The sequence below is a fragment of the Stenotrophomonas sp. GL_111 genome (assembly GCF_057835245.1).
In genome coordinates this window covers 557,891-579,923 of sequence record NZ_CM174421.1, presented here as the reverse complement: position 1 = coordinate 579,923, position 22,033 = coordinate 557,891, and the positions used below count along the sequence as shown (strand labels likewise).

Genomic DNA, 22,033 nt, shown 5'->3' with positions numbered 1-22,033 from the left:
CGCCGCCTCCCCTGCTTTTCAGAAGGACCTTGTCATGTTCCTGCTCATCCTCGCCTACCTGGGCGGCGTGCTCACCATCCTCAGCCCGTGCATCCTGCCGGTGCTGCCATTCGTGTTCGCCCGCTCGGATCGCCCGTTCCTGCGCAGCGGCCTGCCGCTGTTGATCGGCATGGCGCTGATGTTCGCGGTGGTCGCCAGCCTGGCCGCGGTCGGCAGCCAGTGGGTGGCGCAGGCCAACCAGATCGGGCGCTGGATCGCGCTGGTGGTGATGGCGCTGTTCGCGGTCGCCTTGCTGTGGCCGTCGCTGGCCAACCGGTTGCTGTCGCCGTTCCAGCGGCTGGGCGCGCGGTTGAGCGCGTCGGCCGATGCCGCCACCGATGCCGGCCGCGGCGGGGTGGGTACCTCGCTGCTGATCGGCGTGGCCACCGGCCTGTTGTGGGCACCGTGCGCGGGCCCGATCCTGGGCCTGATCCTGACCGGCGCGGCGCTGCAGGGCGCCAGTGTCGGCACCAGCGGGTTGCTGCTGGCCTATGCGCTGGGCGCGGCTACCTCGCTGGGCCTGGCCATCTGGATCGGTGGGCGGGTGTTCGCCGCGCTGAAGCAGCGCCTGGGCGTGGGCGAGTGGGTGCGTCGCGGGCTGGGCGTGGCCGCGCTGCTGGCGGTGGTGGCCATTGCGATGGGCTGGGATACCGGCGTGCTGACCCGGTTGTCCACGGTGAGCACGGCACGGCTCGAACAGGGCCTGCTGGACAAGCTGCCCTCGCAGCAACCCGCGGCGGGCGGCGCGATGATGATGATGGCCGCGGGCGACAAGGCCGGCGCCACCCTGCCGGTGGAAGGCACGCTGCCCTCGCTGGCCGGTGCCACCGGCTGGCTCAACAGCCCACCGCTGAGCGCCGAATCGCTGCGCGGCAAGGTGGTGCTGGTCGACTTCTGGACGTACTCCTGCATCAACTGCCTGCGTGCCCTGCCCTATGTGCGCGAGTGGGCCGAACGCTACCGCGACCACGGCCTGGTGGTGATCGGCGTGCATGCCCCGGAGTTCGCCTTCGAGCGCAACCTGGGCAACGTGCAGAAGGCGGTCAAGGACCTGCAGGTCAGCTACCCGGTGGCGATCGACAACGATTTTGCGATCTGGCGCGGTTTCAACAACCGCTACTGGCCGGCGCATTACTTCATCGATGCCAAGGGCCAGATCCGCGCGCACCACTTTGGTGAGGGCAACTACGCGCAGTCCGAGCAGATCCTCCGCCAGCTGCTGCGCGAAGCCGGCAACACCTTGCCCGGCGACGATGCGCCGGCCATGGCAATGGCGATGAGCGCCAGTCGCGAAGGCGTGGAGCGCCAGGCCGACATGAGCAACCTGAAGTCGCCGGAGACCTACGTGGGCCATGCGCGCGCCGAGAACTTCGCCTCGCCGGGCGGCCAGCAGGCCGGACGTGCCACCGACTACACCGTGCCGGCCACCCTGCAGCACAACCAGTGGGCCTTGGGCGGGCGCTGGACGGTGGGCGAGGAGGACGCGCAGCTGGAGCAGGCCGGCGGCCGCATCGCGTTCCGCTTCCATGCGCGCGACCTGCACCTGGTACTGGCCCCGCACGATCCGGCCAAGCCGGTGCGCTTCCGCGTGCGTATCGATGGCCAGCCGCCCGGCGCGGCCGCCGGTGGCGATGTGTCTGCCGATGGCAGCGGCCAGGTCACCGAGAACCGTCTGTACCAGTTGATCCGCCAATCCGGCGACGTGCGCGAACGGACCTTCGAGATCGAGTTCCTCGATCCGGGCGTGCATGCCTACGCCTTCACCTTCGGTTGAGCCCAGGAGGCCCCCCATGAAGATCGCAATGGACAAACTGGTCGCCGCCAGCATCGCGGCGGTGATCGCCACGCTGACCATCAGCGCGGTGGTCAGCCTGGACCGCCCCGCCTACGCCGCCTCGGCGGTGGTCAAAGTGCCGGCGCCCAGCGGCATGGCCGACCTGAAACAACCGGGCCTCAAGCGGGCCCAGGTGGTGTTCGCCGGCGGCTGCTTCTGGGGCGTGCAGGGCGTGTTCCAGCACATCAAGGGCGTGGACAACGCGGTGTCCGGCTATGTCGGCGGCAGTGCGGCCAACGCCAGCTACCCCTTGGTGGGCAGTGGCAGTACCGGGCATGCCGAAGCCGTGCAGGTGACCTACGATCCGAGCCAGGTCAGCTACGCGCAGTTGATGCAGGTGTTCTTCTCGGTGGTGCACGACCCGACCCAGCTCAACCGCCAGGGCCCGGACCGCGGCACGCAGTACCGCTCGGCGGTGTATGCCGACGATGCCGCACAGCGCGATGCCACCCAGGCCTATATCGCCCAGCTGCAGCGGGCCAAGGCGTTCACTGCACCGGTGGTGACGCAGGTCGATGGCGGCAAGCGTTTCTTCGCCGCCGAGGGCTATCACCAGAACTACCTCACCCTGCATCCGGAATCGCTGTACATCCGCATCAACGACCTGCCCAAGGTGGAGGCGTTGAAGCAGCAGTTCCCCACGCTGTACCGCGACAAGCCGCGCCTGGTGTCCACGCTCTCCGCTCGTTGACGGTTTTACGAAAGCGGTGGGCTTCAAGAAAAAACGCGCACGGCAAACACCACACTGCCGTGCGCGAGGGAAGCTGTCGATGTGCGCGTCGTTGCTACCGACGTGCTGGCAGGGCCATGCTAGGCTGCACCCACCAGCGGATACAGAGCCAGAACTATGGCCACCGCATGGATACAGATTCCTGCGGACGGTGCCGATGGCTGCCAATCTCTACCAATCCCTGGCCGATGAAATGGCCGATGCGATCCACAGTGGCCGCCTGCCGGCCGGTGCCAAGTTGCCGTCGTTGCGTGGGCTGGCCGCACAACGCCAGCTCAGCCTCAACACGGTGATCGCCGCCTACCGGCAACTGGAGGACGCCGGGCTGGTGCTACCGCGGCCCAAGGCCGGTTTCGTGGTCAGCCCCCGGCTGCCCGAGCCGACCCGTTCATTGCGCCAGGCCCCGTCGCTGGCCACCACCCAGACCCAGCAGGTGATGATGGCGCGGGTGCTGGCCGCGCAGCAGCAGCCGGACATCGTCGACCTGGCCTTCGCCGGTCCGCGCGGCCGACGTTTCTATCCGGGCGACAAACTGGCGCGCACCACCGCACAGGTGCTGCGCCGCGCCGGCATGGTTGAAACCTACGCGCGGCCGAACGCGGCCACCCGCCTGCTCGACCAGATCGTGCGGCGTGGCCCGCGCATGGGCCTGCATACCAGCGTCGAGCGGCTGGTGCTCACCCATGGCGCAATGGAGGCCCTGCAGCTGGCCCTGCGCGCGGTCACCACGCCCGGCGATGCAGTGGGCATCGAAGCACCCTCGTACTTCAATCTGTACCCGCTGCTGAGCAGCCTGGGCCTGAAGGCGATCGAACTGCCCACCGACCCGCGCCAGGGACTGGACGTGGATGCAGTTGCCGCGCAGCTGGAACAAGGTGCGCTGGCCGCGATCGTGGCGATGCCAACCGTGCACAACCCGCTGGGTTGCACGATGCCGATTGCCGCGAAGCAGCGGCTGGCCGCGATGGTGAACCGCTACCGCATTCCGTTGATCGAAGATGCGGTGTACGCCGAGCTGCAGTACCAGGAGCCGCCGGCACCGCTGTTGAAATCCTTCGACGAGGACGGCTGGGTGTTGGTCTGCAGCAGTTTCTCCAAGACCCTGGCCCCGGATTACCGCATCGGCTGGTTGGACGGCGGCCGGTTTGCCGCCGATATCCAGCTGTTGAAATTCCAGTCCACCGGCGCCGAATCGCGCCTGCTCGGTGAAGCGGTCGGCGCGTTCCTGGAGGCCGGCAGCTACGAACATCACCTGCGCGGCCTGCGCCGCCTGTACAGCGAGCAGGTGGGCCGCGTGCGCAGCCTGATCGCGCAGCATTTTCCGCCCGGCACACGTGCCACCCAGCCCAGTGGCGGCTTCCTGCTGTGGGTGGAGCTGCCCACCGGCATCGACACCGGCCTGTTGTTCGAACAGGCGCTGGCCGAGGGCGTGGTGTTCATGCCGGGGCAGGTGTACTCACGCGGCGCACGCTACCGGCATTGCCTGCGCCTGTCGTGCTGCCAGGAACTGGACGAACGCTATGTCGCCGCCATCGCCACCGTGGGGCGATTGGCGGGCGCGCTGCTGGACGCTGCGCGCACCTAGTCGGAACGCCGGATCAGAACACCAACCGCGTGGCCAGTTCGGCCGCATCGGCGTGGGGCGCGAACGGCAGGCGTCCCCAGCAGGGCATCGGCAGCCGCGCCTGCAGCAACGCAACGTTCTCATCACGGCGTTCCATCAACGGGTCCACCTCGTTGGCGATCCAGCCGATGCACTGCGCGCCGCTGGCGGCAATCGCGGCAGCGGTCAACCGCGCGTGATTGAGGCAGCCCAGCCGCAGGCCCACCACCATCACCACCGGCAGCTGCAGCGCGTGGACCAGATCGGATTGATCCAGCGTGGTGGAGAGTGGCGCCAGCCAGCCGCCCACGCCCTCCACCACCACGGTATCGGCCTGCGCGCGCAGGCGCGCGAACGCCGCTTCAATCGGGGCCAGCGACAGCGTCACCCCGGCCTCGGCCGCGGCGATCTCCGGGGCCAGCGGCAACGGCAGCGCATAGGGGTTGAGGTCGGCATAGGCCGGCGGCGGCGCACTGGCCGCCAGCAGGGCGGTGGCATCCTCGTTGCGCAGGCCCTCGGCGGTCTGCTCGCAGCCACTGGCGACCGGCTTCATGCCCACGGCACGCCGGCCACGCTGGCGCAGCGCATGTAGCAGCACGCAGCTGGCGAAGGTCTTGCCGATGCCGGTATCGGTACCGGTGACATACAGCGCGGCAGGCAGCAGAGCGGTGGAAGAGAGCGAAGGCGACATGTGGGCCCCAGGGTCGGAAACGCGCCATTATCCGCCCAGCCGGGCGTGGCTGCGGGCCGTTGCGGGCGCCCACCCGCCGGCCGGCGCAGGCAACGCCCGTGCTTGCTAGACTGCGGGCATGTTCGATACTTCCACGCTCACCGGCAGCAAGCCGGAACAGTACGGCCAACTGTTGGCCCAGGCCCGCGCGCTGGTCCACGGCGAACGCGACCGCATCGCCAATGCCGCCAACCTGTCGGCGCTGGTCTACCACGCGCTGCCGCACCTGAATTGGGTGGGCTTCTACTTCTTCGACGGCACCGAGCTGGTGGTTGGCCCGTTCCAGGGGCTGCCGGCCTGTGTGCGCATTCCGCTGCACAAGGGCGTGTGTGGCGCTGCGGCGTCGCAGCGGGTCACCCAGCGCATCGAGGACGTGGAGGCCTTCCCCGGGCACATCGCCTGCGATGCGGCCTCGCGTTCGGAACTGGTGGTGCCGCTGGTCCACGGCGATACGCTGATTGGCGTGTTCGACCTGGACAGCCCGTCGCTGGCCCGCTTCGACGCCGAAGACCAGGCCGGTCTGGAAGCCATCGCCGCGGTGTTCGTCGAGGCGCTGGGATGAGCACCAAACTGCGCAACATCGGCCCCAAGAGTGCGGCCTGGTTGCGCCAGGTGGGCCTGCGCACGGCCGAGGACCTCATCGCAGCCGGTGCCGTGGGTGCGTTCGTCAAAGTGCGCCGCGCCGGTTTCAAGCCCAGCCTCAATCTGCTGTATTCGCTGGAAGGCGCGCTGCAGGACTGCCATTGGCAGGAACTGCCGGAAGCACGCCGGCTGGAACTGGTGGCCGAGTACGACGCGATCATCGCCGACAAGCCGCTGAAGAAAGCCCCGCCCGCCTCCGGCCCGGTCTACGACCGCACCGCCGAGCGCCGCGATGACGACAACGATGGCGACGCGCCGCCGTTCGAGGTCGAGGAAGCGCGCGAGGATTGATCCGACGGCAGCGCCACGCCCTGCGTGGCGGCCTTTCGCGCCGTACTCAGGCCTGCTCCAACTCCAGCAGTTCACCCCACAGACGATCGCCCTCGCGCTCCACGCGCAACTGCAGCCGCGTGCCGTGGTCGATACGCAGTGCCCAGCACATCGCCAGCGGCAGGCCGCAGACCTGCGACAACACCATCCGCAGCGGGCCGCCGTGGCTGATCACCAGGGTCGGTACGGGTTCGGGATCCTCCAGCAGGCGATGCAGCGCGCGCGCGATCCGGCGTTCGAAGTGGCCCCAGCTTTCGCCATGCGGCGGCGGATTGGCATGCGGGTCAAGATGGAACGCGGACAGCTGATCCATCGGCAAGGCCTGCAAGGGCTGCCCATCCCAGTCGCCGAAGTCCAGCTCTTCCCACTCCGCGTCGACCTCCACCTCCAGCCCGCGCGGCACCGCCAACCCCTGCGCGCACTGCAACGCACGCTGCCGCGGCGAACTCAACACACGCTGCCAGTCCAACATCGCATAGCGCTCGCACAGCACCTCGACACAGGCGGCCTCCAACGGCGGATCGGTCAGGCCATCCAGGTGCCCGTCGCGTCCCGTGCTGGGATGACGGATCAGGTCCAGGATCATGCGTCTACCGCCGATCGTGCCCACGCTGACAACGGCGGGTGTTTCCGGGCGAGCCGGCAAGGGTGCTGCAACCGCAGTGGGTTCATCAGGATCACATCGTAAAGCGAGGCGCATTCTAACCGCTCGGCCCGGCGCGCTCCCCCCCAGCGCGGCCACGCGTGCTTTGCTCTACACTGCGCGCACTTCCAGGTGACCTGCGGCATTGCCGGCAGGTTGAAACGGGAAGCCGGTGACACAGCGCGGCCCTGCCCGCTGCCACTCCGGCGCTGCCCCCGCAACGGTAAGCGTGGAAACACCCGGCAATACGCCACTGTGCTGCGGCATGGGAAGGCGCCGGGTGGGAGGCTCTTGGCCACCACACGCAAGCCCGGAGACCGGCCTGGAAGACGACTGGTTGCGATGCGGCGGGCATGGCGGCGGCAAGCGGCGCCGTGCGCCCGCCCACCGTCGAATGCCTCCGTGGATGCTGCCATACCCACCCCCTGCCGCGCGGGCGTGCGCGGTGCATGGAGTCATTGATGAAGCTGCAGATCCAAGTTCTTTCCCTGGCCGTGCTGTCGGCGCTGCCCCTGTTGGCCGCCGCACAGGACGATGCCACTGCGCTGGACCAGGTGCTGGTCACCGCCACGCGCACCCCCATCGCCCTGCAGGACAGCATCTCCCCGGCACAGGTGATCGACCGCGCCGAGATCGAGCGCAGCCAGTCCGCCTCGCTGCAGGATCTGCTGCGCGGTCGCGCCGGCATCAATCTCAACAACAGCGGCGGCCTGGGCAAGCAGAGCTCGCTGTTCCTGCGCGGCACCAACTCGGCCCACACCCTGGTGCTGGTCGATGGCGTGCGCATCAACACCGGCGACCTCGGCCTGGCCATGATCCAGGACCTGCCGCTGGCGCAGATCGAGCGCGTGGAAATCGTGCGCGGCCCGCAGTCCAGTCTGTACGGTGCCGACGCGATCGGTGGCGTGATCCAGATCTTCACCCGCCGCAACGCCGGGCAGTTCGCGCCGCACCTGCAACTGGGCGCCGGCAGCAACGGCCTGCGCGAAGCCAGCGGCGGCTTTGGTGGCAGCGGTGAGCGTGGCTGGTTCGGCACCGATATCGCCTACCAGCACACTGACGGCATCAATGCCTGCCGTGGTTCGGTCTCCCCGTTCGCCGGCTGCGGTGCCAACGAGCCCGACCGCGACGGCTACCGCAACCTGTCGATGAGCCTGCGCGGTGGCTACAGCCTCACCGATACCCTCAGCGTGGAAGGCACCGCCCTGCGCGCCGAAGGCGAGAACCACTACGACGGCTACTACAATTACTCCGAGACCCTGCAGCAGGTGCTCGGCGGCAAGCTGCGCTACACCCCCAGCGAGCGCTTCAACCTGACCGTCAACGTCGGCCGCGCCGACAACGAGTCCGACAACTACAACGGCAGCACCTGGCTGGGCGCCGCACAGACCCACCGCAACAACGCCTCCGTGCAGACCGACATCGGCCTGGCCGAAGGCCAGCTGCTCAGCGCCGGCGTGGATTGGAGCCAGGACAACCTGGACGGCAGCAGCGCCGGCTACCTCGTCGACAGCCGCGACAACACCGGCGTGTTCGTCCAGTACCAGGGCCGCTTCGGCGCGCACCACCTGCAGGCCAGCGTGCGCAACGACGACAACGAACAGTTCGGCAACCACACCACCGGCAGCCTCGGCTGGGGCCTGCAGCTGGCCCATGGTTTCCGCCTCAACGCCAGCTACGGCACCGCCTTCAAGGCGCCCACCTTCAGCGACCTGTACGACCCCTGGAGCGGCGTGCCCGGCCTGGACCCGGAGACGTCCAAGAGCGCCAACCTCGGCATCGCCCAGCAGGGCGACAGCTGGCGCTGGGGCCTGGACGTGTACGAAACCCGCATCGATGACCTGATCACCTACGACGCCACCACCTTCATGATGTCGCAGGTGGAAAAGGCCCGCATCCGCGGCGCCGAACTCACCGGCACCATGGCACTGGCCGGCTTCGACATCAGTGCCCAGCTCAGCCACACCGACCCGCGCAACCGCACCAACGGCAGCGCCCAGTTCGACAACTGGCTGGCCCGCCGCGCGCAGAACACCGCCCGCCTGGACATCGACCGCCGCTTCGGCGACTTCCGCGCCGGCGTCACCGCCAACGGTGCCGGCAAGCGCTACGACGACGCTGCCAACCGCGTCCAACTGGCCGGCTACGGCACCCTCGACCTGCGCCTGGAATACGCCATCAGCCGCGACTGGTCCGTGCTGGGCCGGGTCAGCAACGTGTTCGACCGCAACTACGAAACCGTGGCCTGGTACAACCAGCCCGGCCGCGAGTATCGCCTGAGCGTGCGTTACCAGCCGAAGTGAGTGCGCGGGACGGCGGCCATGCCGCCGTCCCCTGATCCCGCATCAACCAGATGCCATCTGGTATGCAGTGGATATGCTTGCCTGACCGCACATGCAGGACTATCGGGTGCGAGCGGGGTGTGGCCCATGCCAGGACCGTGAGCGCCATGGATGGCGCGACCGAGCCCCCATGGAGGGGTTCACGGCGTGTCCTGGCATGGGCCACACCCCGCTCGAACCGCACATGGCAATGACGCCGCTGAACGCCTGCAAGCGTTCAGAGCGCCAACAGCTCGCGCAGATCATCCATCACCGCAACCGCCTCGACGGCCGCCAGATCCAGCCCACGCGGATACCCATAGCGCACCAGCGCCACCGGCATCCCTGCGTCCAACGCCGCGCGGTAATCGGTGATCGAATCTCCGACCATCAACGCCTGCCCCAGCGCCACATCGAAGGCCGCCGCGATATGCCGCAATGGCGCGCCGCTCGGTTTGCGCTCGGCCAGCGAATCCCCGCCCAGCACCAGCGCGAACACACCCGCAATCCCGAAGTGCTCCAGCAACGGCGCCACCAGCGCCGACGGCTTGTTCGTACAGATCGCCAACGTCACATCGCGTGCGCGCAAAGCCTGCAGCGCCTCCACTACGCCCTCGAACAAGCGCGGACTGCGCAGCAGACAGCCCTCGTAGTGGCGCATGAAACCGGGCATCACCGCATCCAGATCCGCATCGCTGCCGGCTGCCGTGAACGCCTGCTCCACCAACCGCCGCACCCCATCGCCGATCCACGTCAGCACCGTCGCCTCCGGCACGCGCAGCAACTGCCAGTCCTCCAGCGTGCGGTTCAGTGCCTCGGCGATATCGGCCGCGCTGTCCACCAGCGTGCCATCCAGATCGAACACCACCAACGGATACGGGTACGACAAGGCGCAACTCACTTCAACAACCGGGGGAACCCGCATTGTACCCACCCGCCTCCAGCACCCCGCTCACCCCTGCTTGATCGCCCGCGTCGCCAGGAAGGTGGGAACAAAACGATCGATCACGAAGCGCGGTTGCGGCTGCCAGTCCTCCAGAAAACGATCGAGCACAAAGCCCGCCGCCAGCTGCCCGGCAATCAGATCGGACAGACTGTGCCCGAACGTCAACGCCTCACCCCGTGCCAGCTTCGCCGCGCGTGCATCCGCGTCCAGATCGGTCAGGTCCGAATAGGGGATCGTGAACACCGGCCGGATCAGTCCCTGTGCATCCAGCGCGGCGTCCCGCGCGCCCACGAACAGCACCGGGTTGTAGAAACTCGCCATCAACCGTCCGCCCACGCGCAGCACGCGCTGGCATTCGGCCCACACCGGCCGCACGTCCGGAACGTAGTGGTTGGAGATCGGATGGAACGCCACATCGAAACTTCCATCGGCGAACGCCGCCAGGTCGCGCATGTCGCCCTGCACCGTGTGCAGCGTCAAACCGTCGCGCGCGGCCACCGCCCGGTCCTGCGCCAACTGCCCGTCGGACAGATCGAACACCGTCACCTGCGCACCGGCCGCCGCCAGGATCGGCGCCTGCTGGCCACCGGCCGAGGCCAGGCACAGGATGCGCAGGCCACGCACATCGCCCAGCCAATCGGCCGGCAATGCGGTCGGGGTCAGGTGCACCTGCCAGTCGCCCTGGCGCGCTGCGGCCACCTGCGCCGCGCTGACCGGACGCGACCACTCGCGCACGTCGGCGGCCTGGCGGTCCCACGCGGCGCGGTTGTGGGTGATCAGATCGGTCTCGGTGGTCGTGTCCATGCAGGCTCCTTCTGGCAAGCGCGCATTATCGCCCTCCGCGCTGAACCCCACTCAGATCCGCGCCAGGAATGCCGGGCTGCTGAAGCGCTCCACCAGGAAATCCAGGAAGCTGCGCATGATCGCCGGCAGCTGCCGGCGTGACGCGTACACCGCGTGGATGCCCAGGCCCTCCACCTCGTAATCGGGCAGCACTTCGATCAGTTCACCGGCGCGCAGCAGTGGTGCGATCTGGTAGGTCGGCAGCATCGCGATACCCGCCCCGGCACGCACCGCCTCCAGCAGCAAAGACGCTTCGTTGGCGCTGATGTTGCCGCCCACCGCCACCGCGATCGAGCGGCCTGCGCGCTGCAGCTGCCACACACTCTTGCCCACGTAGTGGTGGGTCAGGCAGTTGTGCGCGGCCAGTTCGTCGGCGCTGCCCGGCATGCCGCGCTCCGCCAGGTACGACGGTGCCGCACACAGCACCGAGCGGCACGGTGCCAGCCAACGCGCGATCAACGCCGGATCGATCGCACGCGAAATGCGCACCGCCACATCCACGCGCTCCTCCACCAGGTTCACCACCCGATCCACCAGCAGCAGCTCCACCCGCGTCAGCGGATGCCGCTTGACGAAATCGGCCACGGCCGCCGCCAGGTGCATCTGCCCGAACGACACACTCGCCGTCACCCGGATCAAGCCGTGCGGTTCGGGATTTTCGGTGGCCAGCTCGCCCTGCAGCTCGTCGCCGATCGCCAGCATCTGCCGGAACCGCAGCAGCGCCGCCTCGCCAGGCGCGGTCAAGCTGATCCGGCGCGTGGTCCGGTGCAGCAACCGTGCGCCCAGCCAGCGCTCCACCTCGGCCAGATAGCGGGTGACCATCGCCCGCGACATCTCCAGCGCATCGGCCGCGGCCGTGAGGCTGCCGCGCTCGACCACCTCGACGAAGACGTTCATGGCGGTTATGCGGTCCATCTGATCGATCCATGCAACAAATTAGACCGTTATACGCGGTTTTTTGTATCGTTTTCTGCGCATACGCTGGCCTTCCTTCCTCAACGGATCTGCCCCCATGAAAATCGCTCTCGTTGGTGCCACCGGCAACATCGGCCGTGAAATCGCCCGCCAGGCCCTCGCCCGCGGCCATCAGGTCACTGCCATCGTGCGCCGTGAGACCGACCTGCCGGCCGAACTCGACGGCGCCCAGCTGGCCGTGGCCGCGCTGGACGACACCGACGCCCTGGCTGCGGTGATCGCCGGCCACGACGTGCTGGCCAGCGCCTACGGTCCGCGCCCGGACGATGCCCCGGCCCAGGTGGGCGCGGTTGCCCAGCACCTGGCCGATGCCGCCCGCCAGGCCGGCGTGCGCCGGGTGGTGCTGGTCGGTGGCGCCGGCAGCCTGGAAGTCGCGCCGGGCGTGCAGCTGGTGGACACCCCGAACTTCCCCGCCGCCTACAAGCCGGTCGCGCTGGCCCACCGTGAAGCGCTGAAGGTGCTGCAGGCCAGCGACAACCTGGACTGGACCTTCTACTCGCCGGCCGCCGAAATCGGCCCCGGCCCGCAGCGCGGTGGCTTCCGCACCCAGGCCAAGGCTTTCCTGGCCAACGCCGAGGGCCACAGCCGGATCAGCTACGCCGATTACGCCGACGCCTTCGTGAGTGAGATCGAGCAGCCGCAGTACCTGCGCCAGATCGCCACCGTCGCCTACTGAGCCCCACGCCCCGGCCTTGCGCCGGGGCCTTTGCAGGGAGTCACCGCACATGACCACGCTTTCCCGCGCCGCCCTGGCGCTCGGCCTGGCCCTGGCCAGCGGCCCGCTGCTGGCGACCCCCGCCGCGCACGCCGCGCCGCCGTCCAGCAGCACGCCACAGCCCGCCGCGCTATCGGTACAGCCCTATCATCCCGGCGACCAGGCGATGTTCTCGGTCGCCTCCACCCTGGTCATCGGCCAGCACGATGCGATCCTCATCGATGCGCAGTTCGCCGCCAGCGATGCCGCCCAGCTGGTCCAGCGCATCCGCGACAGCGGCAAGCGCCTCACCGCCATCTACATCAGCCACGGCGATCCGGACTTCTACTTCGGCCTGGCCACCCTGCACGACGCCTTCCCCGAGGCGCGCATCCTGGCCACCGCCCCCACCGTGGCCCACATCAGCGCCACCCAGGCCGGCAAGCTCGCCTTCTGGGGGCCGAAGATGGGCGCCGACAAACCCGCGCGCATCCTCATCCCGGAGGTCCTGCAGGGCGACAGCCTCACCCTGGAAGGCCAGCCACTGAAGATCATCGGCCTGCACGGCCCCACCCCGGACCGCAGCGTGGTGTGGATTCCCGCACTGCGCACCGTGCTCGGCGGCATCCCGGTGGTTGCCGGTGAACATGTGTGGATGGCCGACACGCAAAGCGCGCAATCGCATGCGGACTGGTTGAAGACCCTGGCCACGATCAAGGCGCTCAAGCCCACCCGGGTCATCCCCGGCCACTACGCCAGCGGCGCGGCACTGGATGTCAGCGCGCTTGATTTCACCGGCGCCTACATCCGTGCCTTCGATCAGGAAACGGCGCGCAGCAAAAATGCCGATGCGTTGATCGACGCAATGAAGAAGCGCTACCCGACCTTGGCCGGGGTGAGTTCGCTGGAGCTCAGTGCCAAGGTCGCCAAGGGCGAAATGCAGTGGCCCTGAGCCCTGCACGGCATTGCTGATGAAACGGGCAGTGCAACGCTGCCCGTTTCAGGCCTCGCCGAGATGATCGAACAACCCCGGCTGGTGCACCGCCTCGCGTTCGCGGAACCCGCCCAGCCCGACGCCCACCAGGCGGTAGCGCGTTTCCATCGGCAGATCCACCCGTGCGCGCAGCGCCAGGGCGATGTCACGCAGTTCCTCCAGCGATTCCGGCGGCGACTCCGGCGTGAAGCTGCGCGTGATGATCCGGAACTGCGCGGTCTTCAACTTCAGCACCACGGTGTGACCCACCCGCTCGGTCTTGCGCGTGGCGTGCCAGGTCTTCTCCGCCAGCTGCACGATGGCCGCCTCCAGCGCTTCCAGCGGTAGATCTTCGGCGAACGTATCTTCGGAGGAGATCGACTGCACCGGCTGGTCCGGCTCCACCGCGCGCTCGTCGATGCCGCGCGCGCGGCTGTACAGGCGCACCCCGAAACTGCCGAAGCGCGCTTCCAGCTGCTCCAGCGGCAACGCGCGCAGATCGCCCACCGTGGCAATCCCCAGCTCGGTCAGCTTGGCCTCCATCACCTTGCCCACCCCGGGCACCCGGTTCACCGGCAACGGCGTGAGGAACTGTTCGATGCGGTGCGGGGGCACCACGAACTGCCCGTCCGGCTTGCGCCAGTCCGAGGCGATCTTGGCCAGGAACTTGTTCGGCGCGATCCCGGCCGAGGCGGTCAGCCCGGTCTCCTCGCGGATCTGCGCGCGGATGATCTCGGCGATCTCCGTCGCCACCCCCAATCCGCGCTTGTGCACCGTCACATCCAGGTAGGCCTCATCCAGCGACAACGGCTCCACCAGGTCGGTATGGCGCAGGAATATCTCGCGCACCTGGCGTGACACCGCCTTGTAACGCACGAAATCGGGCGGCACGAACACCGCGTCCGGGCACAGCCGCTCGGCCCGCATTGCCGGCATCGCCGAGCGCACCCCGAACACCCGCGCCTCGTACGACGCTGCGCAAACCACCGAGCGCGCGCCCCGCCACGCCACCACCACCGGCTTGCCGCGCAGCGACGGATTGTCGCGCTGCTCCACCGACGCGTAGAACGCGTCCATGTCGACATGAATGATCTTGCGGAGCGCGGACACGTTGGCAGGGTTCGGATTCAGATGAACAAGATTACAGCCACACGCCTGAGTATGGTCGTTTCATAACAACAACATGCGTTTTTCAAGCTGAAAACACTACGCCAGCGTACGGTTAAAACATTTGATTGAATCACTTTTCCTCTGCACTCTTGCGCTCTTGTATCCGAGCAAGACAGCCGAGCTGCATCCGGCTTCACCCGATGGCAACTATTCCAGGATTGCGTTTTCCATGACTCGTCTCAACGCGTTCTCGCGCGAACAGCTGCTGGCCAGTGCCCGCGGCGAACTGTTCGGGCCAGGCAGCGGCCGCCTGCCCAACGACCCGATGCTGATGTTCGATCGCATCACCGACATCCGTGACGACGGCGGCCCACATGGCAAGGGCATGGTACGCGCGGAACTGGATATCCGCCCTGACCTGTGGTTCTTCGACTGCCACTTCATCGGCGACCCGGTGATGCCCGGCTGCCTGGGCCTGGATGCCATGTGGCAGCTCACCGGCTTCTTCCTGACCTGGCTGGGTGCCCCCGGGCGCGGCCGTGCGCTGGGCTGTGGCGAGGTGAAGTTCACCGGCCAGGTGCTGCCGCAGGCCAAGCTGGTCACCTACGAAATCGACATCTCCCGTGTCATCAACCGCAAGCTGGTGATGGCCCAGGCCGACGCCCGCATGCTGGTGGACGGCCGCGAAATCTATTCCGCCAAAGACCTGCGAGTGGGTCTGTTCACCTCCACAGAGAACTTCTGATGCGTCGCGTCGTCATTACCGGAATGGGCATCACTTCGTGCCTTGGCAACGATCTGGACAGCGTTTCCAGCGCACTGCGTGAGGGCCGTGCGGGTATCCGCCACCTGCCCGACCACGCCGAAGCCGGCCTGCGCAGCCACGTCGGTGGCAACATCGAGCTGGACCTGGACGCGCAGATCGACCGCAAGCTCAAGCGTTTCATGAGCGATGCCTCGGCCTATGCCTACATCGCCATGCGCGATGCCATCGCCGACGCCGGCCTGGACGCCACGCAGGTGGCCAACCCGCGCACCGGCCTGATCGCCGGCTCCGGCGGTGGTTCGAGCCAGTGGCAGGTGGAATCGGCCGACATCCTGCGCGCGCGTGGCGTGCGCAAGGTCGGCCCGTACATGGTGCCGCGTACGATGTGCTCGACCGTGTCGGCATGCCTGGCCACGGCCTTCCAGATCAAAGGCCTGAGCTATTCGCTGTCGGCCGCCTGCGCGACCTCGGCGCACTGCATCGGCGCGGCCGCCGACCTGATCCGCCATGGCGCACAGGACGTGATGTTCGCCGGTGGCGGTGAAGACCTGCACTGGTCGATGAGCGTGATGTTCGATGCGATGGGCGCGCTGTCGACCCGTTTCAACGAGACCCCGGAAAGCGCCTCGCGCCCGTATGACAAGGACCGCGATGGTTTCGTCATCGCCGGTGGCGGCGGCATGCTGGTGCTGGAAGACTACGACCACGCCGTTGCCCGCGGCGCGCGCATCTATGCCGAGCTGGTCGGTTACGGCGTCACCTCCGACGGTGCCGACATGGTCGCCCCGTCCGGTGAAGGCGCGGTGCGCTGCATGAACATGGCGATGGCCAACCTGTCCGCCCCGATCGACTACCTCAACACGCACGGCACCTCGACCCCGCTGGGCGATGTGACGGAGTTGAAGGCGGTGCGTGAGGTGTTCGGTGAGTCGGTGCCGCCGCTGTCGTCGACCAAGGCGCTGTCCGGCCATTCACTGGGTGCCGCCAGCGTGCACGAAGCGATCTACTGCCTGCTGATGATGCGCGACGGTTTCATTGCCGGTTCGGCCAACATCGGCGAGCTGGACCCGCTGGTGGAAGGCTTCCCGATCGTGCGCGAAAGCAAGGCCGCGCAGTTGAACACGGTGATGTCCAACAGCTTCGGCTTTGGCGGCACCAACGCGGCACTGGTATTCGGCCGCGTCTGATCGCAGCTTGAAACAACGAAAAAGCCCGGCCATGTGCCGGGCTTTTTTTGTGGATTTTGGATCATTGTCAACGTGCAGCCACGCATGGCGCGAAGAACCGGTAGTGCCGAGCCATGCTCGGCAATCGCGCAATCGCGCAATCGCGCGGCAGAGGTCTCAGCGGGCGAGCGGCAACAACGGCAGCAGCAACGCGTGCGCATCCACCAGCGAGCCCACGATGCGATGGCCCAGCGCGCGCAGTTCCTCGTCGGGGTGCACCAGGTCCGGCACCTGGATCGCGGTCATTCCCGCGCCCAGGGCGGCGCGGATGCCGGCCGGGGAATCTTCCAGCGCCAGGCAGCGTGCCGGGTCCTTGCCCAGCTTCTGCGCGGCCAGCAGGTAGATATCCGGGGCCGGCTTGGGATGGCTGACATCGCTGCTGGTCACCACCACCTCGAAGAACGGCAGCAACCCGGTAGCGGCCAGCTTGCGCGACGCGCGCGGTTGCCGCGTCGATGTCGCCACCGCACGCGGTACCTCGTGCGCCTGCAGCAGCTGCAGCAGTTCCAGGATGCCCGGGCGCAGCGGCAGCCCGGCATGCGTGCGCTGCTCGTACAGGTCGTGGCAACGCGTGAACAATGCGGCCACCTGCTGCGCATCCACCGTCTGCAGCAGCAGGCGTTCGCAATCACGATCGCCCAGACCGACCATGCGCAACCAGTAGTCATCGGCGAACGGCAGCTGCTGCTCCCGCGCGGCCTGTGCCCAGCACGCGATCGAGACACGCTCGCTGTCGATCATCAAGCCGTCCATGTCGAAGATGACGGCGTCGGGCAGGAACGGCAGCGCGGTCATTCCGGTCATGGCTGTGGAGGCAGATGACCGTTGAACAACGTGTCCAGGTCGGCCGCATCCAGCATCCGCCACTCGCCTTCGCCCAGCCCGTCCAGTGCCAGCCCACCGATGCGGCTGCGGTGCAGTGCCTCGACGTGGTTGCCGACCGCGGCGAACATGCGCCGGGCCTGGTGGTAACGGCCTTCGTGCAGCACCAGCTGCGCCTGGCGCGGCCCATCCACGCGCAGCTCGGCCGGCAGCAGCGGCTTGTCGTCGGACTCCAACAGCAGCGTGCCGCTGGCGAAGCCTGCGGTTTCATCGCCGCGCAGGTCCTCGGCCACGGTCACCTCGTAGGCTTTGTCCAGGCGCGATTTCGGCGACACGATCCGGTGCAACAGCGCGCCGTCGTCGGTCATCAGCAGCAGGCCGCTGGTGTCGCGGTCCAGACGGCCCACCGATGACAGCACCGGTGCGCGTTCGCGGTAGCGCGGCGGCAGCAGGTCATAGATCAGCCGGCCCTTGTCCTTGGTCGAACAGGTGTAGCCGCGCGGCTTGTGCAGCATCAGGGTCAGCCCCTGCGGCGGGTCCAGCGGCTCGCCATCGACACGGATCGCCTCATGGCCCACCGCGTCGTCGGCGTACAGCACGTCGCCTTCCGCATTGGTGACGCGGCCTTCGCGGAACATCAGCTGCACCTGCTTGCGGCTGCCGTAGCCCAGGTTGGCCAGCAGCTTGACCAGCTTCATGCGCGGTCCCAGTTACGGCCGCGCGGCGCGTCCTTGCTGCGCGGCGTTTCCCGGGCCCGGACCGGCGCCTGCTTCATCTTGGTCGCTTCGATCAGCTTGAAGCCGTCGCGCTCGGCGGCCACGCGCACCTGGCCGAAGCTCTCATTGAGGATCTGCTCGTACGGCAGGTGGCGGTTGGCCACCAGCCACATCCGCCCGCCCGGGCGCAGCGCCTGCGCCGCCACGGCGATGAAACGCTGGCCGATGTCGGGACGGTCGGCGCGCGAGGGGGTGTGGAACGGCGGGTTGGTGACGATGAAGTCGTACGTGGCCTCGATCCCGGCGGTCACGTCCTGCCAGTGGTAGGCCAGCGTCGCCGGCTTGCCCAGCTTGCCCAGGTTTTCGCGGGCCAGGGCCAGGGCGCGGCCTTCGGCCTCGTACAGGTCCAGCCCGGTCACGCCGGGGCAGCGCGCCAGTACTTCGGCCGACAGGTAGCCGAAACCCGACCCCAGGTCGGCGCCATGGCCGCTCAGCTCGGCCGGCAGCTGTTCAACCAGCAGCGCCGAGGCCGGGTCGATGCGGTCCCAGGCAAAAATGCCCGGGCGGCTCTGGAAACGCCCGCCGAGGATCGCGCGCGGGGCATCCAGCGCTTCCCAGCGCTGGGCCAGCGCGGCGTCGTGCTGGCCGTTCAACGGCGCGGTCCAGAACGTGCGGCAATGGTTCTTGGCGAGCTTGCCGCCCAGGCCGGCCAGCTGCTGCAGGTCGCTTTCGCCGGAGCGCGCGCCTTCATTGTTGTGCTGGCAGGCCACCACGATCCCGCCCGGGGCGGTCAGCGCCAGCGCACGCGCGAACAGCGCACGGGCTTCCTCACGCTGGCGCGGCGGCAGCACCAGCACCACGGCGTAGCGGGTGGTATCGGCAGCCAGCTGCTGCTCCTCGCGCACGGTCCAGCCACTGGCCTGAAGGGCGTCGGCAAACGGGCGGAAGCTCTGCTCGCAGACCAGCTGCGCCGGCTGCGCATGCTCGCGCAGCGGCCAGCCATCGCGTGCGCGCAGGAACAGCACCGGGCCGCTGGGCCAGGACAGCACGCCACTGGCGAAGGGCAGGAACAGGGTTTCCAGGGGAGCGTCGTGCTGGGCAGCCATGCGGGGGGCACATCTTGAAAGGGATGCGCCATTCTACCGGTTCGCCCCGACCCGCCCGGCCCGGCGGTCGCTTTGCGTTTATTCAACGCCACTTTGATGCCCTGCCAACACGCCAACCGTCAGGGTGGAGGCTCACTTGCAACGGAGAGGCCTCATGCGCGCATTGTTCGTCGGTGGCGTGGTCGACAACAGCGAAATGGACATGGAGGGCGCCCTGCCGCCCGTGCATTACCCGCAGGACACCGGCGGTGGGCACTCGCGCTACCGGCTGCACCAGGTGGGCAAGCAGGCCGACGGGACCGTGGCCTACGCCGTGTATGGCGCGCCGGACATGGCCGATGACGAAGTGGCGCGGGTGGCCGACGAACGCGCCTACGCGCGCCGTTTCGAGGCCCAGCCGGAGCTGTTCGAGCACTGACCGGAACGGCCCCCCGCCGCCCCTCCCCGCCCTCCCTCGCCCGGCGCCTGCGCCGGGCGTTTTCATTGCGGCCGCCCTACTCGCGTGGCGGCAGCTGGCGCACCGCTGCGATCCGGTCCAGCCACACCAGGTGCTGCTGCACCGGCGTATCCAGGTCGTCCAGGCGCAGCTGGCCGTTGCTGCCTTCGTTTTCCTCGGCATCGCGGTACTGCTGCACGGTGGGCTGCACGGCGACGGTGCCAAGCAGGCGACTGCCGTCGTCCAGGGTGATCTCCACCTGGGTCTGGCCGTGCAACTGCGGCAGCAGGGCTTCCAGGGCGGCGATCCGGGCCGGATCGGTATGGATGCTGGGGGCGTAGCGGGACATGGAAACTCCTGTGGCGTACGCCGCCAGTCTGCGCGCAGCGCCGTCAACGGGTCGGCAAGAGCCGCTGAACCGCGGACGCTAGCGCTTGGCCGCCAGCACGCTGCGCACCGCTGACACCAGCTGGGCCACCGAGTAGGGCTTGGCCACATGTTCCTGGAAACCCGACGCCAGCGCGCGCTTGCGGTCGTCGGCGCGGGCCAGCGCGGTCACCGCCACGGCCGGCAGGACCTGCGCTTCCACGCCGATGTCCTCGCGCAGGGTGCGCACCAGCCCGTAGCCATCCATGCCCGGCATGCCGATGTCGGTGAGCAGCACATCGATGCCGGCGTGGCCGCCTTGATCGAGCAGGGCCAGCGCCTCGCCCGCCGAAGCGGCCGCGGTCACTTCCGCGCCCTGCTCCTCCAGCAGCCGGCGCAGGTATTCCAGCACTTCGGGCTGGTCTTCCACGGCCAGCAGGTGCAGGCCCTTGAGCGGGAACGGCTCGATCACCTGTTCGTTGATCGGGCCACTGAACACTTCGCGCAGCGGCCGGCCATCGGCCTGCGGCTGGTAGGCCGGCAGGCGCACGGTGAAGGTGGCGCCGCGGCCATGGCCTTCGCTGCTGGCCGCCACCGCACCGCCGTGCAGTTCCACCAGTTGCTGGGCGATCGCCAGGCCCAGCCCCAGCCCGCCATGGCGGCGGGTGGTGGTGCCATCGGCCTGGCGGAACCGGCTGAACAGGTGGCGCAGGAAATCCGGTGGGATGCCGTCGCCGGAATCGGCCACGCTGATCGACCAGTGCCCGCCATCGGTGGCCAGGGTCACGATCACGGTGCCTTCGGCCGGGGTGAACTTGATGGCATTGGAGAGCAGGTTCCACAGCACCTGCTGCAGGCGCGTGGCATCGCCGAGCACCAGCGCCGGTGCTTCGGGCAGCACCAGGCTCATGTCCAGTGCCTTGCCCTCGGCCACCAGCTCCTGCGCGCGCATGGCCTCGGCCAGCTGGGTGCGCAGGTCCAGCACTTCCACTTCCAGCTGGACCTTGCCCAGCAGCATGCTGCTCAGGTCGAGCATGTCCGAGATCAGGCGTTTCTGCGCCATCGCACTGTTGGCGATCACGCCCAACCCCTTGTACAGCGGGCTGCTGTCGTCCACCCGTTGCAGCAGCAGTTCGCTCCAGCCCAGGATGGTGGTCAGCGGCGTGCGCAGCTCGTGCGACAACGTGGCCAGGAATTCATCCTTCAACCGCGCCATATTTTCCGCGGCACTGCGCGCGGCGCGCTCGGACTGCAGCAGCTCCTCGCGCGCCATTTCGATTTCGCGCCGGTCGGTGACATCCGGGCTGCTGCCGGCCAGGCCGATGAAATGCCCCATGCGCGAGAACCGCGGCCGTGCATTCATCTCCAGCCAGCGCCATTGGCCATCGGCGCGCCGCGCACGCACCAGCGCGTGCATCGACCGCTGCGCCTTGAGCGCTTCCTGCAGTTCGTAATCGAACACCGAGGCATCGTCGGGATGCACCAGGCCGCGCCAGACGTCGTCCGGCACGCGCTGTTCGTCACCGCCGAAGAACTCGGTGAAAGCACTGTTGACGAAACGGGCGTGGCCGCGCTCGTCCAGCACCCACACCGGCATCGGCAGGCCGTCGGCCAACGCGCTGAAACGCGCTTCGCTTTCGGCCAGCTCCACTTCGATCTGCTTGCGATGGGTCACATCGAAGAACAGGATCGCCACCCGGTGGTCGCCCGGGTCGCCGACCTGCACCGCCTCCACCGAGTACCAGCGGCCCAATGCACGCGCTTCCATCTCGAACTGCTGCGCATGCCCGGTCAGCGCCACCTCGCCGTAGATGCGGTACCAGTCACCCTCATGCTCGGGCTGCAGCGCACGCATGCGCTGGCCACGGGCATTGATCATGCCGGTATTGCGCTCGAAGGCGTCGTTGACTTCCAGGAAGCGGTAATCCACCGCCTCGGCCCCTTCGAAGATCACCTCGATGATGCAGAACCCCGCATTCATCCGCTCCAGCACACCCCGGTGCAACGCAGGGTCCGACGTAAAAGCCACGAAGGGAGGGCGTTCTAGCGTGGAAGTGGGCAGGCTGGGCAAGGGCGTCAATGGGGCAACTGGCGAAACAGAGGGATACAGCATCTTCCAGAGCGCGTATTCGTAGCGTCAAGCGCCATGGGTGGGATTGACGTAGGTGAATTCGCGGCAACC

Annotated in this window: 22 protein-coding genes and 1 riboswitch; of the genes, 11 read left to right on the top strand and 11 right to left on the bottom strand. The window is 68.2% G+C overall.

All coding sequences use genetic code 11. The features are described from left to right. Positions 1-34: 34 nt before the first annotated feature. The 3 genes from AC3IPM_RS02595 (at position 35) to AC3IPM_RS02585 (ending at position 4,188) form a co-directional block, all read left to right on the top strand. The gene (locus AC3IPM_RS02595; protein WP_489302375.1) at positions 35-1,813 is read left to right on the top strand and encodes a cytochrome c biogenesis protein DipZ; all 1,779 of its coding nucleotides are present in this window, start codon (positions 35-37) and stop codon (positions 1,811-1,813) included. 16 nt (positions 1,814-1,829) lie between these two features. Further along, positions 1,830-2,564 carry a peptide-methionine (S)-S-oxide reductase MsrA gene (gene msrA / locus AC3IPM_RS02590; RefSeq protein WP_489302374.1) on the top strand — a complete coding sequence of 245 codons (735 nt, stop codon included), beginning with the start codon at positions 1,830-1,832 and terminating at the stop codon, positions 2,562-2,564. A 196-nt stretch (positions 2,565-2,760) separates the two neighbouring features. Beyond that, the gene (locus tag AC3IPM_RS02585; RefSeq protein WP_489302373.1) at positions 2,761-4,188 is read left to right on the top strand and encodes an aminotransferase-like domain-containing protein; all 1,428 of its coding nucleotides are present in this window, start codon (positions 2,761-2,763) and stop codon (positions 4,186-4,188) included. Positions 4,189-4,201: 13 nt separating this feature from the next. Here the strand turns inward: AC3IPM_RS02585 and bioD are convergent, their stop codons facing one another. After that, positions 4,202-4,897, bottom strand: a complete 696-nt coding sequence (gene bioD / locus AC3IPM_RS02580) for a dethiobiotin synthase (protein WP_489302372.1) — start codon at positions 4,895-4,897, stop codon at positions 4,202-4,204. A 118-nt stretch (positions 4,898-5,015) separates the two neighbouring features. Between bioD and AC3IPM_RS02575 the strand changes: the two genes are divergently transcribed. Together AC3IPM_RS02575 and AC3IPM_RS02570 are read left to right on the top strand one after the other, a co-directional pair. Beyond that, positions 5,016-5,498 carry a GAF domain-containing protein gene (locus tag AC3IPM_RS02575; protein ID WP_489302371.1) on the top strand — a complete coding sequence of 161 codons (483 nt, stop codon included), beginning with the start codon at positions 5,016-5,018 and terminating at the stop codon, positions 5,496-5,498. After that, positions 5,495-5,869, top strand: a complete 375-nt coding sequence (locus AC3IPM_RS02570) for a TfoX/Sxy family protein (RefSeq protein WP_489302370.1) — start codon at positions 5,495-5,497, stop codon at positions 5,867-5,869. The genes AC3IPM_RS02575 and AC3IPM_RS02570 overlap by 4 nt, the downstream gene beginning before the upstream one ends. Positions 5,870-5,915: 46 nt before the next feature. On the opposite strand, the gene AC3IPM_RS02565 is transcribed toward AC3IPM_RS02570, so the two are convergent. Then, on the bottom strand, positions 5,916-6,494 hold the full coding sequence (locus AC3IPM_RS02565) for a histidine phosphatase family protein (protein ID WP_489302369.1): 579 nt from the start codon (positions 6,492-6,494) through the stop codon (positions 5,916-5,918). 170 nt (positions 6,495-6,664) lie between these two features. Continuing rightward, a riboswitch (cobalamin riboswitch) is annotated at positions 6,665-6,891 on the top strand. A gap of 121 nt (positions 6,892-7,012) precedes the next feature. On the opposite strand from AC3IPM_RS02565, the gene btuB reads away from it, so the two are divergent. After that, positions 7,013-8,854 carry a TonB-dependent vitamin B12 receptor gene (gene btuB / locus AC3IPM_RS02560; protein ID WP_489302368.1) on the top strand — a complete coding sequence of 614 codons (1,842 nt, stop codon included), beginning with the start codon at positions 7,013-7,015 and terminating at the stop codon, positions 8,852-8,854. 256 nt (positions 8,855-9,110) lie between these two features. On the opposite strand, the gene gph is transcribed toward btuB, so the two are convergent. The 3 genes from gph to AC3IPM_RS02545 all read right to left on the bottom strand — a co-directional run bounded on the left by gph (position 9,111) and on the right by AC3IPM_RS02545 (position 11,576). Continuing rightward, the gene (gene gph / locus AC3IPM_RS02555; protein WP_489302367.1) at positions 9,111-9,761 is read right to left on the bottom strand and encodes a phosphoglycolate phosphatase; all 651 of its coding nucleotides are present in this window, start codon (positions 9,759-9,761) and stop codon (positions 9,111-9,113) included. A 63-nt stretch (positions 9,762-9,824) separates the two neighbouring features. After that, a complete protein-coding gene (locus AC3IPM_RS02550; protein ID WP_489302366.1) occupies positions 9,825-10,622 on the bottom strand; it encodes a class I SAM-dependent methyltransferase in 798 nt (265 codons plus the stop codon). 51 nt (positions 10,623-10,673) lie between these two features. After that, complete coding sequence (locus AC3IPM_RS02545) at positions 10,674-11,576, bottom strand: LysR family transcriptional regulator (protein ID WP_489302365.1); 903 nt, start codon at positions 11,574-11,576, stop codon at positions 10,674-10,676. Positions 11,577-11,673: 97 nt separating this feature from the next. On the opposite strand from AC3IPM_RS02545, the gene AC3IPM_RS02540 reads away from it, so the two are divergent. Together AC3IPM_RS02540 and AC3IPM_RS02535 are read left to right on the top strand one after the other, a co-directional pair. Continuing rightward, entirely contained in the window at positions 11,674-12,312 is a 639-nt protein-coding gene (locus tag AC3IPM_RS02540) for an NAD(P)-dependent oxidoreductase (RefSeq protein WP_489302364.1), read from the top strand. A 49-nt stretch (positions 12,313-12,361) separates the two neighbouring features. Next, on the top strand, positions 12,362-13,282 hold the full coding sequence (locus AC3IPM_RS02535; RefSeq protein ID WP_489302363.1) for an MBL fold metallo-hydrolase: 921 nt from the start codon (positions 12,362-12,364) through the stop codon (positions 13,280-13,282). A gap of 48 nt (positions 13,283-13,330) precedes the next feature. Here the strand turns inward: AC3IPM_RS02535 and dinB are convergent, their stop codons facing one another. After that, positions 13,331-14,413 (bottom strand): DNA polymerase IV, encoded by a 1,083-nt coding sequence (gene dinB / locus AC3IPM_RS02530; protein WP_489302361.1) that lies wholly within the window; start codon positions 14,411-14,413, stop codon positions 13,331-13,333. Between the two features lie 229 nt (positions 14,414-14,642). Here dinB and fabA point away from each other — a divergent pair, with 229 nt between their 5' ends. Continuing rightward, positions 14,643-15,158 carry a 3-hydroxyacyl-[acyl-carrier-protein] dehydratase FabA gene (fabA, locus tag AC3IPM_RS02525; RefSeq protein ID WP_489302360.1) on the top strand — a complete coding sequence of 172 codons (516 nt, stop codon included), beginning with the start codon at positions 14,643-14,645 and terminating at the stop codon, positions 15,156-15,158. Further along, positions 15,158-16,366: a beta-ketoacyl-ACP synthase I gene (fabB, locus tag AC3IPM_RS02520; RefSeq protein WP_489302358.1), complete on the top strand. Its 1,209-nt coding sequence runs from the start codon at positions 15,158-15,160 to the stop codon at positions 16,364-16,366. Before fabA ends, fabB begins: the two co-directional genes overlap by 1 nt. A 156-nt stretch (positions 16,367-16,522) precedes the next feature. Here fabB and AC3IPM_RS02515 read toward each other — a convergent pair whose 3' ends face one another. Genes AC3IPM_RS02515 through AC3IPM_RS02505 form a run of 3 tightly spaced genes read right to left on the bottom strand, consistent with a single transcriptional unit; the run spans position 16,523 to position 19,049 of the window. Beyond that, positions 16,523-17,209, bottom strand: a complete 687-nt coding sequence (locus tag AC3IPM_RS02515) for an HAD family hydrolase (protein WP_489302357.1) — start codon at positions 17,207-17,209, stop codon at positions 16,523-16,525. After that, positions 17,206-17,925 carry a pseudouridine synthase gene (locus tag AC3IPM_RS02510; protein WP_489302356.1) on the bottom strand — a complete coding sequence of 240 codons (720 nt, stop codon included), beginning with the start codon at positions 17,923-17,925 and terminating at the stop codon, positions 17,206-17,208. Before AC3IPM_RS02510 ends, AC3IPM_RS02515 begins: the two co-directional genes overlap by 4 nt. Further along, on the bottom strand, positions 17,922-19,049 hold the full coding sequence (locus AC3IPM_RS02505; RefSeq protein ID WP_489302355.1) for a class I SAM-dependent methyltransferase: 1,128 nt from the start codon (positions 19,047-19,049) through the stop codon (positions 17,922-17,924). Before AC3IPM_RS02505 ends, AC3IPM_RS02510 begins: the two co-directional genes overlap by 4 nt. Before the next feature lie 154 nt (positions 19,050-19,203). Between AC3IPM_RS02505 and AC3IPM_RS02500 the strand changes: the two genes are divergently transcribed. Then, positions 19,204-19,467 (top strand): hypothetical protein, encoded by a 264-nt coding sequence (locus AC3IPM_RS02500; RefSeq protein WP_489302354.1) that lies wholly within the window; start codon positions 19,204-19,206, stop codon positions 19,465-19,467. A 76-nt stretch (positions 19,468-19,543) separates the two neighbouring features. Here AC3IPM_RS02500 and AC3IPM_RS02495 read toward each other — a convergent pair whose 3' ends face one another. Together AC3IPM_RS02495 and AC3IPM_RS02490 are read right to left on the bottom strand one after the other, a co-directional pair. Further along, on the bottom strand, positions 19,544-19,834 hold the full coding sequence (locus AC3IPM_RS02495; RefSeq protein ID WP_489302353.1) for a DUF3247 family protein: 291 nt from the start codon (positions 19,832-19,834) through the stop codon (positions 19,544-19,546). 78 nt (positions 19,835-19,912) lie between these two features. Beyond that, positions 19,913-21,964 (bottom strand): hybrid sensor histidine kinase/response regulator, encoded by a 2,052-nt coding sequence (locus tag AC3IPM_RS02490; RefSeq protein WP_489302352.1) that lies wholly within the window; start codon positions 21,962-21,964, stop codon positions 19,913-19,915. Positions 21,965-22,033 lie beyond the last annotated feature (69 nt).